The 16,147-nt window shown below is 34.5% G+C and carries 18 protein-coding genes; all 18 read left to right on the forward strand.

Features of this window, described 5'->3' with window-relative positions; all coding sequences use genetic code 11:
• The first annotated feature begins 22 nt into the window (after window positions 1-22).
• The 18 genes from wecB (at window position 23) to rfbA (ending at window position 15,581) form a co-directional block, all read left to right on the forward strand.
• The gene (gene wecB / locus EKL98_RS06205; RefSeq protein WP_126561811.1) at window positions 23-1,165 is read left to right on the forward strand and encodes a non-hydrolyzing UDP-N-acetylglucosamine 2-epimerase; all 1,143 of its coding nucleotides are present in this window, start codon (window positions 23-25) and stop codon (window positions 1,163-1,165) included.
• Window positions 1,166-1,174: 9 nt separating this feature from the next.
• Window positions 1,175-2,383, forward strand: coding sequence for a glycosyltransferase family 4 protein (locus EKL98_RS06210; protein ID WP_126561812.1), 1,209 nt, complete (start codon window positions 1,175-1,177; stop codon window positions 2,381-2,383).
• Complete coding sequence (locus tag EKL98_RS06215) at window positions 2,376-2,978, forward strand: sugar transferase (RefSeq protein ID WP_126561813.1); 603 nt, start codon at window positions 2,376-2,378, stop codon at window positions 2,976-2,978. The genes EKL98_RS06210 and EKL98_RS06215 overlap by 8 nt, the downstream gene beginning before the upstream one ends.
• Before the next feature lie 4 nt (window positions 2,979-2,982).
• A complete protein-coding gene (locus EKL98_RS06220; protein ID WP_126561814.1) occupies window positions 2,983-3,948 on the forward strand; it encodes an ATP-grasp domain-containing protein in 966 nt (321 codons plus the stop codon).
• Complete coding sequence (locus EKL98_RS06225) at window positions 3,938-4,585, forward strand: HAD family hydrolase (protein ID WP_126561815.1); 648 nt, start codon at window positions 3,938-3,940, stop codon at window positions 4,583-4,585. Before EKL98_RS06220 ends, EKL98_RS06225 begins: the two co-directional genes overlap by 11 nt.
• A gap of 49 nt (window positions 4,586-4,634) precedes the next feature.
• Window positions 4,635-5,777 carry a DegT/DnrJ/EryC1/StrS family aminotransferase gene (locus EKL98_RS06230; protein WP_126561816.1) on the forward strand — a complete coding sequence of 381 codons (1,143 nt, stop codon included), beginning with the start codon at window positions 4,635-4,637 and terminating at the stop codon, window positions 5,775-5,777.
• Between the two features lie 99 nt (window positions 5,778-5,876).
• Window positions 5,877-6,743 (forward strand): BRO-N domain-containing protein, encoded by an 867-nt coding sequence (locus tag EKL98_RS06235; protein WP_126561817.1) that lies wholly within the window; start codon window positions 5,877-5,879, stop codon window positions 6,741-6,743.
• 21 nt (window positions 6,744-6,764) lie between these two features.
• Complete coding sequence (locus tag EKL98_RS06240; RefSeq protein WP_317125166.1) at window positions 6,765-7,256, forward strand: DegT/DnrJ/EryC1/StrS family aminotransferase; 492 nt, start codon at window positions 6,765-6,767, stop codon at window positions 7,254-7,256.
• Window positions 7,257-7,448: 192 nt separating this feature from the next.
• Window positions 7,449-7,700: a type II toxin-antitoxin system Phd/YefM family antitoxin gene (locus EKL98_RS06245; protein WP_126461271.1), complete on the forward strand. Its 252-nt coding sequence runs from the start codon at window positions 7,449-7,451 to the stop codon at window positions 7,698-7,700.
• Between the two features lie 112 nt (window positions 7,701-7,812).
• A complete protein-coding gene (locus EKL98_RS06250; RefSeq protein WP_126561818.1) occupies window positions 7,813-8,091 on the forward strand; it encodes a Txe/YoeB family addiction module toxin in 279 nt (92 codons plus the stop codon).
• A gap of 551 nt (window positions 8,092-8,642) precedes the next feature.
• Window positions 8,643-9,803 carry an ATP-binding protein gene (locus EKL98_RS06260; RefSeq protein WP_126555279.1) on the forward strand — a complete coding sequence of 387 codons (1,161 nt, stop codon included), beginning with the start codon at window positions 8,643-8,645 and terminating at the stop codon, window positions 9,801-9,803.
• Window positions 9,804-9,854: 51 nt separating this feature from the next.
• The gene (locus EKL98_RS06265) at window positions 9,855-10,385 is read left to right on the forward strand and encodes an ATP-binding protein (RefSeq protein ID WP_126555276.1); all 531 of its coding nucleotides are present in this window, start codon (window positions 9,855-9,857) and stop codon (window positions 10,383-10,385) included.
• Between the two features lie 164 nt (window positions 10,386-10,549).
• Window positions 10,550-11,098 carry a dTDP-4-dehydrorhamnose 3,5-epimerase gene (rfbC, locus tag EKL98_RS06270; protein WP_126561819.1) on the forward strand — a complete coding sequence of 183 codons (549 nt, stop codon included), beginning with the start codon at window positions 10,550-10,552 and terminating at the stop codon, window positions 11,096-11,098.
• 207 nt (window positions 11,099-11,305) lie between these two features.
• Window positions 11,306-11,701 carry a nucleotidyltransferase substrate binding protein gene (locus tag EKL98_RS06275; RefSeq protein WP_126561820.1) on the forward strand — a complete coding sequence of 132 codons (396 nt, stop codon included), beginning with the start codon at window positions 11,306-11,308 and terminating at the stop codon, window positions 11,699-11,701.
• A 1-nt stretch (window position 11,702) separates the two neighbouring features.
• Window positions 11,703-12,023, forward strand: coding sequence for a nucleotidyltransferase domain-containing protein (locus EKL98_RS06280; protein ID WP_126561821.1), 321 nt, complete (start codon window positions 11,703-11,705; stop codon window positions 12,021-12,023).
• A gap of 249 nt (window positions 12,024-12,272) precedes the next feature.
• On the forward strand, window positions 12,273-13,127 hold the full coding sequence (gene rfbD, locus EKL98_RS06285; RefSeq protein WP_126561822.1) for a dTDP-4-dehydrorhamnose reductase: 855 nt from the start codon (window positions 12,273-12,275) through the stop codon (window positions 13,125-13,127).
• 354 nt (window positions 13,128-13,481) lie between these two features.
• Window positions 13,482-14,528, forward strand: coding sequence for a dTDP-glucose 4,6-dehydratase (rfbB, locus tag EKL98_RS06290; RefSeq protein ID WP_126461250.1), 1,047 nt, complete (start codon window positions 13,482-13,484; stop codon window positions 14,526-14,528).
• A 183-nt stretch (window positions 14,529-14,711) separates the two neighbouring features.
• Entirely contained in the window at window positions 14,712-15,581 is an 870-nt protein-coding gene (gene rfbA, locus EKL98_RS06295; RefSeq protein WP_126461242.1) for a glucose-1-phosphate thymidylyltransferase RfbA, read from the forward strand.
• Window positions 15,582-16,147: the final 566 nt, after the last annotated feature.

Consider the following 16,147-nt stretch of genomic DNA (forward strand, 5'->3'; position numbering starts at 1 on the left):
GATCTGCGAGAACTAATAAGAAATGAAAGAACAATTAAAAGTAATGACGGTAGTAGGAACCCGTCCTGAGATTATACGATTATCCAGAGTAATGGCAGCCTTAGACGCTTCGGAGGCTATTGAGCATATTATAGTTCACACCGGACAAAATTATGATTATGAACTCAACCAAATTTTCTTTGATGATTTAGGTATACGTAAGCCCGATTTTTTTCTGAACGCAGCGGGGGCAACCGCAACTGAAACCATCGGACAGATTTTAATAAAAATTGATCCATTATTAGAGACTGAAAAACCGGATGCTTTTTTAGTTTTAGGAGATACAAATAGTTGTTTATGTGCTATTCCTGCAAAGAAACGTCATATTCCTATATTCCACATGGAGGCTGGTAACCGTTGTTTTGACCAAAGAGTACCGGAGGAAACGAACCGTAAAATTGTAGATCATGTGTCTGATATAAATTTGACATACAGTGATATTGCACGAGAGTATTTATTGAGAGAAGGATTACCTGCGGATAGAATCATCAAAACCGGTTCTCCGATGTATGAGGTTTTGAATCATTATTTGTCGGATATTAATGCTTCGGGGATTTTAAATACGTTGCATTTAGAAGAAAACAAATATTTTGTGGTTTCGGCTCATAGAGAAGAAAACATCAATAACGAAAAAAATTTCAAGGGATTAATGGATAGTTTAAATCTGATTGCTGAAAAATATGGCTATCCAATTATTGTGAGTACCCATCCGAGGACTCAAAAGATGATTGATTCCAAACAAATTGTCATGCGTCCGGAAGTCCAATTCCTGAAACCAATGGGCTTTAATGATTACAATGCATTGCAAATGAAGTCGTATGCCGTTTTATCAGATAGCGGAACCATATCAGAAGAGTCTTCTACATTAAATTTTCCAGCCTTGAATATCCGCGATGCCCACGAACGTCCTGAAGCCATGGAAGAAGCTTCTGTAATGATGGTGGGGTTGAACCCGGAAAGAATCATGCAGGGATTAACGCAATTACAAACCCAAAAAAGAGGTGCTGAACGTAATTTTAGACCTGTATCTGATTATTCAATGCCCAATGTTTCGGAAAAAATGGTACGGATTATTTTGAGTTATACGGATTATGTGAAGAGAGTAGTTTGGAGTGAATCCATTTAAGACAGTAATATGAATATCCTTTTTTTGACATTAGTTAAAATTAAATCCTTGGAGGAGCGAGGGATTTACACGGACTTGCTTCGTAAATTCAAAGAAGAAGGACATAATGTTTTTGTCGTGAGCCCTTCCGAACGCAGAGATAAAAAAAAGACTCACCTTTCAACCAAGGATGGAGTGAGTATCTTGAATGTCCGTACTTTTAATCTTCAAAAAACGAATATTGTAGAAAAAGGGATTGGTACATTAGCGATTGAATATCAGTATTTAAATGCTATTAAAAAATATTTTTCGACCATAAAATTTGATTTGATTTTGTATTCCACACCACCGATTACTTTTTCGAAAGTAATTGATTTTGTTAAAAAAAGAGATAATGCTTACTCCTATTTGTTATTAAAAGATATCTTTCCTCAGAATGCGGTGGATATGAAAATGTTAAAAGAAGGAGGTGCGTTACACAAGTTTTTTCTAAAAAAAGAACGCAGACTATATGAACTTTCAGATACAATAGGCTGTATGTCCGAGGCGAACAAGAAGTATATAATAGACCATAATCCAACAATAATTCAGGAAAAAGTGGAGGTTAATCCTAATTCGATAGCTCCAATAGAGACGGTACAAACAGCAGAAGAGAAGCGAAAAATCAGGAAGAAATATGGCTTGCCTTTTTCTCGAAAAATAATAGTGTATGGCGGAAATCTAGGAAAACCCCAAGGGCTCGATTTTTTGTTAGAAACAATAATTTCAACGATTAATCCAAACGTATTTTTTTTAATAGTAGGATCTGGTACCGAGTTTAACCGAATTTATAAATGGTTTCAAAATAAGCGACCTAAAAATGCAATGTTAGTATCAGGATTACCAAAGCAAGATTATGACAAGCTTTTAAAGGTTTGTGATGTTGGAATGATTTTTTTGCATCAAGACTTTAAAATCCCTAATTTTCCTTCTCGATTGTTGTCGTATTTAGAAATGAAAATGCCTGTAATTACTGCTACTGATTCTAATACAGATATTGGGAGTATTATTAAAAAAAATAATTGTGGGTATTCAGTTTTATCTGGAGATAGTGAGAGCATGCAAAGCGCAATAAATAAAATAGTCTCCAATGATGAAGCCTTTTATAAAATGCAGGAAAATGCATGGAATTTATTACAACGAGAATACACTGTTACTCATTCGTATCAGCTGATTAAAAACAAAATAGAAAATGTATAAATTCTTTTTTAAAAGAATCATTGACTTCATTGGAGCGTTAACTGGACTGCTTTTTTTAAGTCCGTTGTTCCTTTTGGTCACAGTAGGGTTATATTTCGCCAATGAGGGGAAACCCTTTTTTTTTCAAATGCGTCCCGGAAAAGACAGGGTGATTTTTAAAATCATCAAATTCAAAACCATGAATGATAAAAAAGATAGTGAAGGGAATTTATTATCTGATGAACATCGTTTAACAAAAATTGGTAAATTTGTCCGAAAAACTTCCTTGGATGAAATCCCACAATTGCTTAATGTAATTAAAGGAGAAATGAGCCTTGTAGGACCACGTCCTTTACTTCCTGAATATTTATCTTTGTACAATGAAGTACAAAAAAGACGTCACGATGTAAAACCTGGAATTACGGGTTGGGCTCAGGTCAATGGACGAAACTCCATATCATGGGATGAAAAATTTGAGCATGATGTATGGTATGTGGATCATTTGTTTTTCATGTTGGATTTAAAAATATTTTTTTTAACCTTAAAAAAAGTTTTTAAGTCTGATGGGATTAGTCAAGTAGGTCAAGCAACAATGGAAAATTTTAAAGGAAATTAAGGATATGAATATTTTATTAACTTCAGCAGGACAACGTGTTTCGTTGGTTAGAGCGTTTCAAAAAGAAATAAAAAAAATAAGTGAGACTGCAAAAGTTTACACTGTTGATTTAAATCCAATTTTAGCCCCGGCTTGTCACGTTTCTGACGGATATGATTCCATAACAAAGGTAACGGATGAGAATTATATACAGGATTTGTTGGAAATTTGTTTAAAGAGAAGGATTAAGTTGATAATTCCTACTATTGATACAGAGTTGTTGATCTTATCTGAAAATAAGGATTTATTTATTCAGAATGGGATAATTCCAATAGTTTCGGACTTTAAATTTATTCAAAAATGTAGGGACAAACGAATTAGTAATGAGTTTTTTCTGGAAAACGGGATAGATATTCCAAAAGCTATTGATAAAAACAGACCGTCGTTTCCGTTGTTTATAAAGCCTTATGATGGGAGTTTAAGCAGGGATATCTTTGTGGTAAAAAATGATTCTGAGTTAACAGAATATCATTTGTCTAATAGTAAATTGATGTTTATGGAGTATATCGATAATTTGGAGAATGACGAATACACAGTAGATGCTTATTATGATAAAAATAATGAATTGAAATGTGTTGTTCCACGTAAGCGCATTTTTGTGAGAAGTGGTGAGATAAACAAAGGGGTTACCCAGAAAAATGAAATAAAAACGTTTGTAAAATCTAAACTTTCTAAAATTGAAGGAGCAATAGGATGTTTGACTATGCAGTTTTTCTTTAATCCAATAACCAAAAGAATCATCGGGATTGAAATTAACCCACGTTTCGGAGGAGGATATCCATTAAGCTATTTAGCTGGGGCTAACTTTCCGCAATGGTTAATAAAAGAATATTTATTGCACGAAGACATACCTTACTTCAAAGGATGGGAGAATAATTTGTTAATGCTTCGTTACGATGATGAGATTTTAGTCCATAATTATGAAGTATAAAAAAGCTATTGTTTTTGATTTGGATGATACTCTTATATATGAAATCAATTTCTTAAATTCTGCATTTAGAGAAATTTCGAAATTTATTGACCCGGATAATGCTACTTCTATTTATAATTATATGGTTCTTTGTTATAAAGAAGGTAAAAATGTTTTTGAAGAATTACTACTTATATATCCCTTAATACTTAAAGATGAATTGTTAACTATTTATCGAAATCATTTTCCGTCAATAGAACTAAATGAGGGTGTAATTGAAGTTTTAAATTATTGTAAAGAAAAAAGCTTTTTTTTAGGTTTAATATCTGATGGAAGATCTATTACTCAAAGGAATAAACTCGCAGCAATTGGTATAATAAGTTTTTTTGATAAAATTATTATTTCGGAAGAGTTTGGAAGTGAAAAACCCACTTTAGAAAATTATAAAAATTTTTTTGAAATTGAGGCAGAAGAATATTTTTATATAGCTGATAATCCAAAAAAAGATTTTATTTCTCCTAATAGATTAGGATGGAGTACTGTGTGTTTAAAGGATAAAGGATTAAATATTCATCAACAAAATTTTGATTTGCCACCTGAGTATTTGCCAATAAAAATAATAAATAGTTTAAAAGAATTAATCGGAATAATAGAATGAATATGTATACCACTAATATTTATATGGGCTAGGGTAAAAACAATAAAATATGAATAATCCAAAAATATGGCTTTCGTCCCCACACATGGGAGGTAACGAACAAAAATTTGTAAATGAGGCTTTTGATACCAACTGGGTTGCGCCACTAGGGCCTAATGTAAACGGTTTGGAACACGATTTAGAATCCTGTCTAGGGAATCAATCTCAAGTCGGAGCTTTAAGTTCGGGTACGGCAGCGATACATTTAGGTCTGATTTTATTAGGAGTTCAAGCAGGTGATGAAGTGCTTTGTCAGAGTATGACTTTTTCGGCTTCGGCTAATCCTATATTGTATCAAGGAGCAATTCCTGTTTTTATTGACAGTGAAACGGACACCTGGAATCTATGCCCGATTGCCTTAGAAGAAGCTATTGTAGACCGAATTGCTACAGGAAAAACGCCTAAAGCGATTATTGCAGTGCATTTGTATGGCGTGCCGTATCAAATTGATGAAATTAGAACAATAGCGGATAAATATGGTATTCCAATTCTGGAAGACAGTGCGGAAGCATTAGGGAGCAGTTATAAGGGACAAAAATGCGGTACTTTCGGAGATATTGGAGTTCTATCTTTTAATGGAAATAAAATCATTACCACTTCCGGAGGTGGTGCTATTGTTACTCGAACAAAGGAGTTGAAAGACAGAGCTGTGTTTTTTGCGACCCAGTCGCGAGATGATGCGCCGCATTACCAGCACAGTGAAATAGGGTATAATTATAGAATGAGTAATATTTGTGCTGGTATCGGCCGCGGTCAAATGGAAGTTTTAGACGATCATGTGGCTTTGAGAAGAAAAATGCATGCTTTTTATGTTGATTTATTCAAGGATATTGCAACAGTAACCGTTTTTGAAGCTCCAAATGATGATTATTTTGCTAATTACTGGCTGAGTTCCATTGTGGTGGAACCTGATGCAGTGAAAGGAATTAATAGAGAAGCTTTGCGTTTGGCTTTCGAGCAAGCCAATATTGAATGTCGTCCTTTGTGGAAACCAATGCATTTACAGCCTATTTTTGAGAAGTACCCATACTATGGAAGTACAGTTGCTGAAACTTTATTTGAAAACGGATTGTGTTTGCCTTCCGGTTCTAATTTGACGAATGAGGAGAGGGAGCGGATTGCCGGGGTAGTGAGAAGGGTTTTCGGTTTGTAGTTATCTGTTAGCTATTGTCAGTTCGAAACTGAAAGTTGATAAGTATGCAAATAACGGATATACGATCTTTGTAAAAGTAAACTTTTAAAAATATAGAGTATGACACAACGCCAAGCTTTACAGTTATTTGAAGAAAAAAAAGTGCGCACCCTTTGGGATTCTGAACAAGAGAAATGGTATTTTTCTATAGTGGATGTTATTCTTGTACTAACCGATAGTACAATCCCTAGAAGGTATTGGACGGATTTAAAAAAGAAGTTGTCCAAGGAAGGGAGCCAGTTGTACGAGGATATCGTACAACTGAAAATGCAATCTGCCGATGGAAAGTTTTATAAAACTGATGTGGCAGATACCGAGCAGCTTTTCAGACTGATACAATCGATACCTTCACCAACAGCGGAACCTTTTAAACTTTGGTTGGCACAAATAGCATCAGAACGTTTGGATGAGATGCAAGATCCTGAACTGACGATCGATCGCGCCTTAGAACAGTATTTGCAATTGGGTTATTCGGAAAGTTGGATCAATCAACGACTGAAAAGTATTGAAATCCGAAAAGAACTGACCGATTCACCCTGTTGGATGTTTACTATCCCACAGGGTAAATGGAAAAACAAAGGGCTGAAAGAAGGAATTCAGTTTGCAACATTAACCGATATTATTACCAAAGCTTGGTCGGATAAAACTACTAAAGAGTATAAAATTTTGAAGGGATTGAAAAAGGAAAATCTGCGGGACAATATGACTAATACAGAATTGATTTTGAATATGCTAGCGGAGGCTTCTACCAAAGATATTTCGCAAGCCGTAAATCCTAAAAGTTTTGAAGAGAGTCAAAAAGTGGCTCAACAGGGGGGAAACGTTGCTAAAGTAGCTCTTCAAGAATTGGAAGCTAGAACAGGTAAAAAAGTTGTAACAGGATTGAATGCAAAACAGGTTTTGCAAGAGAAAAATAAAAAACAGTAATCGATTTGCAAAAAAGAACGATTGAAGGATGATCCACCACATTACCAACACAGTGAAATAGGGTATAATTATAGAATGAGTACTATTTGTGCTGGTATCGGCCGCGGTCAAATGGAAGTTTTAGACGACCATGTGGCTTTGAGAAGAAAAATGCATGCTTTTTATGTTGATTTATTCAAGGATATTGCAACAGTAACCGTTTTTGAACCTCCAAAAGATGATTGTTTTGCTAATTACTGGCTGAGTTCCATTGTGGTGGAACCTAATGCAGCGAAAGGAATTAATAGAGAAGCTTTACGGTTGGCTTTCGAGCAAGCTAATATTGAATGTCGTCCTCTGTGGAAACCAATGCATTTACAGCCTATTTTTGAGAAGTACCCATACTATGGAAGTACAGTTGCTGAAACTTTATTTGAAAAGGGGTTGTGTCTGCCTTCCGGTTCTAATTTGACGAATGTAGACAGGGAGCGGATTTCGGCAGTTGTCCATGCTTTTTTTAAACAACGTAACTAATTTCTAAATAAAAATTTCACGCAGATTGGCGCAGATTAAAAAAGTGCAGATTAGCGCCTATTTTTTAAAGATTTTAAAGAATCTGCGAAAATCGGCGTGTAAAAATATCCAGATATCCCCGTAAATAAAACATTGTTAAGTGGTACAATATTAAGTACATTTTTTTGTACATTTGTAAAAAATAAATAAATTATGAAAGCGATAACAATTTCAGCATTAAGAAAAGGGATGAAAGAATACTTTGATTATGTTTCTCAATCGATGGAAGTAATTGTAGTTCCTAGAAATAAAGAGAATGAAGCGGTTGTCATTATGTCAATTCAAGAATATAATTCACTTTTGGAAACAGAGCATCTGTTATCCACCAAGAGTAATAGGAATAGACTTCAAGAATCTATTGGTCAACTAAAGGAAGGAGAAACAATTCCCTATTCATTAGATTAATAGAATTTACAAAATCATAAAATCGCAATGATTCTAAATCACAAACTGGAATGAAGAATGGCGATTCCTCCCGACAGCTATCGAGAACGACAAAAACAAATATTATCTTCATATGAATATCGAATTTACAAGTCATGGTTGGGAAGATTTTACTTACTGGATAGAAAATGATGCTGATGTACTTGATAAAATTAAAGGGTTAATAAAATCAATTAAGCAAAATTGTTTTAAAGGGATTGGAAAACCAGAACCTTTAAAGTTTGGGTTAAAAGGATTTTGGTCAAGAAGAATTACGGGTGAACATAGATTAGTTTATTCCATAAAAGGAACAAAAGGGATTGATCAAAAATGTATTATTATTCAATGTAGATTTCATTATGATGACAAATAATACGTTCTATTTGCAACTGCCAATAAAATAATTTCAAAAATAATTATAGGAGGAAATCATTCTGATACTAGAGGTACCCTTCGATTTAATAATTCTTTTGATGCAACGGCTATAAAAAGAATTTATCTCATAGAAAATAGCAAAACCACATTTGTTCGTGGGTGGTAAGGACACCGCACAGAGCAACGGTGGTTTTCTGTTGTACAAGGTAGTTTTAAAATTGAATTGATTGCCATTGATAATTGGGAGAATCCTTCCAAAAAGTTAAAATCACTCTCTTTTATTATAAATAAATGCTGAAACACTTGATATTCTCCATATTCCTCAAGGGTACGTAAGTAGTATTCAAGCACTCAAGGAAGGAGCAAAATTATTGGTCATGGGAGATTATTTGTTAGGAGAAATTCAAGATGAATATCGATTTGATATTGATTGTTTTAAATAGAAAAGTTTCACGCCGATGCGTTAAAAAAATTTCACGCAGATTGGCGCAGATTAAAAAAATCTATACAATTATGGAATTTGATTCCGTAATTGTATAGATTTGTAGAATGATACGTAGAGAAGCAGAAAAAGAAATTATAGCTTTGGCAAAGCAGTTTAAAGCAGTTGCCGTGGTTGGACCGAGACAGTCTGGTAAGACTACCTTGGTACGGTGGATTTTTAAAGACAAGGAGTATGTGAGTTTTGAAAATCCCGACATTCGTTTGTTTGCTATTGAAGACCCAAGAGGCTTTTTGTCAAACTATCCCAATGGAGCAATATTTGATGAGGCGCAAAGAGTTCCAGATATTTTTTCCTATTTGCAACAAATCCTTGATGAATCAGTTGTAAAAGGTTTATTTATTATAACGGGTTCAAATAATTTTTTGTTGCAGGAAAGCATATCTCAGAGCTTAGCAGGAAGAGTGGGTTATCTTAATCTGTTACCACTGACTTTGCACGAAATAGGTGATAAGGAGCGTACTATTAGCCAGACTATTTTTAAAGGTTGCTATCCTTCGTTATATAATGACACTGTTGATACTACGCAGTGGTATTCAAATTATATTAGAACATATATTGAGCGAGACGTTAGGCTGATTAAGAATATAACCAATTTGGTGGTTTTTGAAAAATTCTTGCGATTATGTGCTGGTAGAATTGGTCAGTTGTTGAATATGAATAGTTTGGCGGTAGAAATAGGTGTTGATACAAAGACGATTAGTTCTTGGATTAGTGTTTTGGAAGCTAGTTTTGTAGTGTTCCGTTTACAACCGTATCACTCTAATTTTAACAAAAGAGTTGTAAAAATGCCTAAATTATATTTCTATGATACGGGATTAGCGTCTGCCTTATTGGGAATTCAAAATAGTGAGCAAATTGACGTTCATCCATTTAGAGGTGCGCTTTTTGAAAATTTGATTATTGTTGATTTTCTTAAAAGTAGATTTAATAAAGCCAAGACCAATAACCTTTATTTTTGGAGAGATAATTTAGGGAAAGAAATAGACTTGATTATTGATAATGGGATGGATATAATTCCTATTGAGATAAAATCAGGGCAAACAATAACCATTGATTATTTTAAAGGAGTTGTTTATTGGAATAAACTAGCTCAGAAAGAAGGGGGATATGTGATTTATGGGGGTGACTTGGTTCAAAAAAGGAGCAATTCTATTACGGCAATTCCATTTAGTGCAATAAATTCGATTGAAAATAAACTACTGTAATCTTTTATTGGTTTTAGTAGGATTCGTAATGATATAAAAGAATATCCCACAATGAAAATTGAGTTACCTTTATTGCGAGGTGTTGATTTGGGCTTTGTTCCAAAAATCAAACAATTGTTGGCTATAATCTCTGAATCGGTTCCTTTTATACCTAATGTGAGTAATTTAAGTGATAAAATTGGTATAAATAGAACTACTTTAATGACTTATCTACATTATTTGGAAGAAGTAGGTTTGACCATTAACTTGCAAAAAGAAGCTAAAGGAAGTGTGAAATTGCAAAAACCAGCTAAGATTTATTTAGAAAACACAAATTTAATGTTTACACTTTCTCCTTCAAAAGCTACTATTGGTAAGGCTAGAGAGACCTTTTTTGCAAATCAATTGGGGTATAAAAATAAGTTGAGCCATCACGAAAAAACTGATTTTTTTGTAAATGATTTATATTCTTTTGAAATTGGAGGAAAGGATAAGTCGATGAAACAAATTGAAGGTATCGAAAATTCCTATATCGCCGCAGACGATATTGAGTATGGTTTTCAGAACAAAATACCCTTATGGTTGTTTGGTTTTCTGTATTAAGTAATAACCCTGGTATAATGTTGTATTTTAAAATCAGGATAAAATCATGTAAAAATCTGATTTAAAGCTGTTTTACTTAAAGTTAATTCTTTTGACTTTACGACTTTTAAACTTTCGACTTACTTACAATTAAATGATAGAATAAATAAAATTACAATTACAATATGACCATTGAAAAAACAAATATAAAAGATTTAGTACTTATTACCCCAACAGTTTTTGAAGACTCGAGGGGTTATTTTTTTGAGGCCTACAATCAGGCTCAATTTCATGAACATGGGATGTCCTATCAATTTATACAAGACAATCAGTCTTTCTCCAAACGCGGGGTGATTCGGGGATTGCATTTGCAGATTAATCCTTTTGCACAAGCTAAATTGGTGCGGGTGCTTGAAGGAGAAATCCTTGATGTGGCGGTCGATTTACGCAAAAACTCATCTACTTATGGACAGCATTTTAGTGTGATTTTAAGTGCAGCCAATAAAAAACAATTGATGGTTCCCCACGGTTTTGCCCATGGTTTTTCGGTTTTGAGTGAAACTGCTTCGGTGCTATACAAAGTAGATCAATTGTATCATAAGGAGAGCGAAAGGGGGATTCGGTATGATGATCCTACTTTGGCCATTGATTGGCAAGTGAGTCCTGATGAAGTTATTGTTTCTCAAAAGGATTTGGTTTTGCCGAGTTTTGAGGATATTGATTGGGAGTTTTGAAATTGGTGTTAGGTTTTGGGCGCTAGGTTTTAGGTTTAAAGTTGTGGTTATATCAAAATTTGGTTTTACATGTAAAGTTTGCAAAGGAGACGTTAAGGGCATTACGATTGTTGGTTTAACCAGTGGCAGTGCTCCGGAAAAGTTTTTGTTACAGAGTTAAAATATTTTTGGCGATTAAAGTAAAAAAAATTTAAATGGAACTAAAATATGGAAGAAGATATTCGATGTAAACAACGTTTTGGAAATTATCTGAAAGCACTGGGACAGTTGCAGAAATTCATAGCGAAAGGTAATTTGAATGAATTGGAAGAACTAGGGCTTATTCAAGCTTTTGAATTTACACATGAGTTGGCTTGGAATGTAATGAAAGATTATTTTGAATACCAGGGAAATACGACTATCACGGGGTCTAGAGATGCTACAAGAGAAGCCTTTCAAAAAGGATTGATTCAGGATGGGGCACAATGGATGGAAATGATAAAAAGTAGAAACCAATCTACGCTTACTTATAACGTAAGTACAGCAAACGATATTAGAGACAGAATATTAAATCAGTATTACGATTTGTTTGTCTCTTTTAAAGAAAAAATGAAAGAATTTTAGAATGATACAATTTGGCTTAAAACAGAAAGATATAGACAAAATAAATCAGGTTTTTGCAAGCTATGAAGGAATTGATAGCGTTGTTATTTATGGTTCTAGAGCTAAAGGGAATTTTAAAGTAGGTTCTGATATTGATTTGACGATCATCGAGAATTCATTAACTTTTCCAGAGTTTTTAGAAATAGAGAATGCATTAGATGATTTATTACTCCCTTATAAAATAGATTTGTCTCTAAAACGAAAAATATCAAATGTTGATTTGCTTTCGCATATTAACAAAATTGGGAAATTGTTTTACAAAAGAGGAAATAGCCCAGAGTGACGATCGATTCCATTTAAGACTGCCTAAAGTCTTAAAAAATGTTTCATTGTTTAAAAATTTACCGTTAAAAGTTGTCAATTAGATTAGGAGTTAATTTTAATCATTACGTTTGAAAGCCAGATTAGCAAGGTAAATTTCTGATGCTTTAGCTAAAAAATAAAGTTAGTTTGTAGATCAGTCGGTTTATTAAATATAAAAGGGTAACCGGAATCTTTTATGCCAAATGTTTTTGGCGTTGAAAAAATAAAAATGAAAAAAATACTAGTTACTGGTGCCAAAGGGCAATTGGGTTCGGAATTAAAGGTATTGTCTAATAATTACTCCCAATTCGAATGGATTTTTGCAGACAGAACGCAAGTTTCCTTGGATAATTTGTCGATTTTACAAAATCAATTAGAAGAAATTACTCCAGATTTTATATTAAATTGTGGTGCCTATACAGCCGTTGATAAAGCGGAAACAGAACACGAATTAGCGGATATTGTTAATCATTTAGCGGTCGCCATTATTGCTCAATATACGAAAGATCATTCTGTAAAACTAATTCATATTTCTACTGATTATGTTTTTGATGGGACATCAGCTGTCGCATTGAGCGAGGAGGCCCTAACGCAACCTGTTAATGTGTATGGAGCGACCAAAAGAGCGGGAGAGTTAGCTTGTTTGAAAGCAAATCCCGATGCAATTATCATTAGAACTTCATGGGTGTATAGCAGATTTGGGAACAATTTTGTAAAAACCATGCAACGATTATTACAAGAACGAGATACGATCAGTGTGGTTAACGATCAGATTGGTTCGCCTACTTATGCTGCCGATTTAGCTCAGGCTATGATGACTATTGTAACAGCACCAGACTGGATTGCCGGAATCTATAATTATTCGAATGAAGGAGAAATCAGCTGGTATGACTTTGTCCTGGCAATCCAGGAAATTGGTGGGTATACTTGTGAAGTGAAAGGAATTCCCTCAGCGGCTTATCCTACACCTGCCAAACGTCCAGCTTTTTCTTTATTGGATAAAAGCAAGATTAAACGAGTTTATGGTATTGTTGTTCCGGATTACAAAGAGAGTTTAGCTGTTTGTATGAAAGGTGGGTTATGAGTTAGGGGTTGTGTAAAATTTCCGTTTTGTCCCACCCTTAAAGGAAGCCGAAAATCCAAAACGTAATTTAAATAAAGCCTGTTAATTTTAAATCGGATTTTGTGTTTCTTTTTTGCTCCCTTTAGGGACAGGGGAAACAAAAAAGAAACTAACTAAATTTTATTTTTCGCACGCTCTAGGCCAGGGGGAAACAAAAAAGAAACTAACTAAATTTTATTTTTCGCACGCTCTAGGCGAGGGGGAAACAAAAAAGAAACTTACTAAATTTTATTTTTCGCACGCTCTGGGCCAGGGGGAAACAAAAAATAAATTTAGGGAAGTTTTGTTAAAACGAATTAAAAATAAAATCTAAAAATGAAAAAAATACTAATCACCGGTGGGGCCGGTTTTATTGGGTCCCATGTCGTACGGCTTTTTGTAAAGAAGTATCCGCAATATCAAATTGTTAATTTGGATGCACTCACGTATGCTGGGAATCTCGAAAATATTGTTGATATTGAAAAAGCGCCTAACTATACTTTTATAAAAGGAGATATCGTTGATGCGCCATTCATTGATCAATTGTTTGCGGAGCATCAATTTGATGGTGTTTTGCATTTAGCTGCCGAATCTCATGTGGATCGTTCTATAACCGATCCGTTGTCTTTTGTGAAAACAAATGTTATCGGAACGATGAATTTATTGAATGCGGCTAAGGCTACTTGGCAAGGCAATTACGAAGGAAAACGTTTTTACCACATCAGTACCGATGAGGTTTATGGCAGTTTAGGTGCCGAAGGGTTGTTTACGGAGACTACTGCGTATGATCCTAATTCTCCGTACTCGGCTTCAAAAGCCAGTTCGGATCATTTTGTCAGAGCGTATGGAGAAACGTATGGCTTGCCTTATGTGTTGACCAATTGTTCCAATAATTACGGGCCGTTTCATTTTCCTGAAAAATTGATTCCATTATTCATCAATAATATCATTCAAAACAAACCCTTACCCGTTTATGGTGACGGGAAATATACCCGCGATTGGTTATTTGTAGAAGATCATGCGGTAGCTATTGATTTGGTTTTTCATGAAGGAGTTAACCATGATACGTATAATATTGGTGGATTTAACGAATGGCAAAATATTGATTTGGTTAAATTGCTTTGCAAAATAATGGATGAGAAATTAGGAAGGGCGTCCGGAACTTCGGAACAATTAATTTCGTACGTAAAAGACCGTCCCGGACATGATTTGCGTTATGCTATTGATGCCAGTAAGATAAACAGAGAATTGGGATGGAAACCATCGGTTACTTTTGAACAAGGATTGGAAAGGACCGTAAATTGGTATTTGGAAAATCCAACCTGGCTGAATAATATTACTTCGGGGGAGTATGCAAATTATTACGAGAAGCAGTATAATTAGTGGTCATTGATCAGTGATCAGTGGTCATTGTTTAGTGATCAGTTGTCCGTTTTTTTAATTGATGTAGATTTAACTATAGAAAAAACTTCCTTTGTAAGGTATTAGTTAAAAAAATAAATTATTTTAGATTAAAAATTATACCTGTGAAATTTAGTGCCTTTGTGGCAAAAAAATAAAAAATATATGAAAGGAATTATATTAGCCGGAGGTTCCGGGACCCGTTTACATCCGTTAACGCTGGCCATGAGCAAACAAATGATGCCGGTTTATGACAAACCCATGATTTATTATCCATTGTCTACTTTGATGATGGCGGGAATCAATGAAATATTAATTATTTCAACTCCTCATGATTTGCCTAATTTCAAAAAATTATTAGGCGATGGGTCTTCAATTGGTTGTCAATTTAGTTATGCGGAGCAGGCCATTCCTAATGGATTAGCGCAAGCTTTTGTTATTGGAGAAGAATTTATAGGGAAAGACAGCGTAGCTTTGGTTTTAGGGGATAATATTTTCTTTGGATCCAATATGGATGAATTGTTGCAATCCAATACCAATCCTAAAGGTGGGGTCGTATTTGCGTATCATGTTTCAGACCCGGAACGATACGGTGTAGTCGAATTTGATGCTGATTTTAAAGCGCTTTCTATTGAAGAGAAACCGTTAGAACCCAAATCAAATTATGCGGTACCCGGTTTGTATTTTTATGATAATTCAGTAGTGGAAATTGCCAAGAATATCAAGCCAAGTGCTAGAGGGGAATATGAAATTACTGATGTAAATAAAGTGTACTTGGAAAAAGGGGCTTTGAAAGTAGGAATTTTAAGCAGAGGTACGGCCTGGCTAGATACCGGTACTTTTAATAGCTTAATGCAGGCGGGACAATTTGTTCAGGTTATTGAAGAGCGTCAAGGATTGAAAGTGGGCTGTATTGAAGAAATTGCGTGGAGACAGGGTTTCATTAGTGAGCAACAATTGAAAGATCTGGCCGAGCCTTTGAGGAAATCAGGTTACGGAGAATACCTGCTGGGATTGCTGAAGCATAAGTTGTAAGCATTTCGGGCGCAGTATTTAGACAAATGATGCAGTACGGGTAGTTATAGCTACAGTCCAAAAACAAAATTTCCGAATAATTTTGGCACAGCGAAAATAGATGAAATAAGGAAGTTGAAAGTTTAAACGTCATAAAGTCAAAAGGAGCATTATTGTAAAAAGTAATTTAATATCAATCTGTTGCGTCATTTTGTTTATTTTTAATACACGACAGTATATAATAGTTGTTACTGAGTTTCCTCTTCCCATTCAAAAAATAATCTGTGAAAATTGGTGTAATTTGTGTTAAAAAAGACTCGTTATTTGATTTGCTTCGCCTATTTGAACACAGCTCTTTGGTCTCCTTCCTCTAACATCTATCCAGACAAAACACCTCTATTTTTAATACACGACAGTATATAATAGTTGTTACTGAGTTTCCTCTTCCCATTCAAAAAATAATCTGTTAAAATTGGTGTAATCTGTGTTAAAAAAGATTTCTTATGTGATTTACTTAAGCCGTTTGAACACAGTTCTTTGGTCTCCTTCCTCTAACATCTATCCAGACAAAACACCTCTATTTTTAT

This window comes from Flavobacterium bomense, from assembly GCF_003970355.1.

Excerpts from the sequence above, each read along its gene's own strand:
- EKL98_RS06265 (WP_126555276.1), top strand. The coding sequence starts at position 9,855 with ATGAAAATTGAGTTACCTTTATTGCGAGGTGTTGATTTGGGCTTTGTT.
- rfbA (WP_126461242.1), top strand. The coding sequence starts at position 14,712 with ATGAAAGGAATTATATTAGCCGGAGGTTCCGGGACCCGTTTACATCCG.
- EKL98_RS06230 (WP_126561816.1), top strand. The coding sequence starts at position 4,635 with ATGAATAATCCAAAAATATGGCTTTCGTCCCCACACATGGGAGGTAAC.
- EKL98_RS06275 (WP_126561820.1), top strand. The coding sequence starts at position 11,306 with ATGGAAGAAGATATTCGATGTAAACAACGTTTTGGAAATTATCTGAAA.
- EKL98_RS06235 (WP_126561817.1), top strand. The coding sequence starts at position 5,877 with ATGACACAACGCCAAGCTTTACAGTTATTTGAAGAAAAAAAAGTGCGC.
- rfbB (WP_126461250.1), top strand. The coding sequence starts at position 13,482 with ATGAAAAAAATACTAATCACCGGTGGGGCCGGTTTTATTGGGTCCCAT.
- EKL98_RS06225 (WP_126561815.1), top strand. The coding sequence starts at position 3,938 with ATGAAGTATAAAAAAGCTATTGTTTTTGATTTGGATGATACTCTTATA.
- EKL98_RS06210 (WP_126561812.1), top strand. The coding sequence starts at position 1,175 with ATGAATATCCTTTTTTTGACATTAGTTAAAATTAAATCCTTGGAGGAG.
- EKL98_RS06260 (WP_126555279.1), top strand. The coding sequence starts at position 8,643 with ATGATACGTAGAGAAGCAGAAAAAGAAATTATAGCTTTGGCAAAGCAG.
- rfbC (WP_126561819.1), top strand. The coding sequence starts at position 10,550 with ATGACCATTGAAAAAACAAATATAAAAGATTTAGTACTTATTACCCCA.
- wecB (WP_126561811.1), top strand. The coding sequence starts at position 23 with ATGAAAGAACAATTAAAAGTAATGACGGTAGTAGGAACCCGTCCTGAG.
- EKL98_RS06220 (WP_126561814.1), top strand. The coding sequence starts at position 2,983 with ATGAATATTTTATTAACTTCAGCAGGACAACGTGTTTCGTTGGTTAGA.
- EKL98_RS06280 (WP_126561821.1), top strand. The coding sequence starts at position 11,703 with ATGATACAATTTGGCTTAAAACAGAAAGATATAGACAAAATAAATCAG.
- EKL98_RS06245 (WP_126461271.1), top strand. The coding sequence starts at position 7,449 with ATGAAAGCGATAACAATTTCAGCATTAAGAAAAGGGATGAAAGAATAC.
- rfbD (WP_126561822.1), top strand. The coding sequence starts at position 12,273 with ATGAAAAAAATACTAGTTACTGGTGCCAAAGGGCAATTGGGTTCGGAA.
- EKL98_RS06215 (WP_126561813.1), top strand. The coding sequence starts at position 2,376 with ATGTATAAATTCTTTTTTAAAAGAATCATTGACTTCATTGGAGCGTTA.
- EKL98_RS06250 (WP_126561818.1), top strand. The coding sequence starts at position 7,813 with ATGAATATCGAATTTACAAGTCATGGTTGGGAAGATTTTACTTACTGG.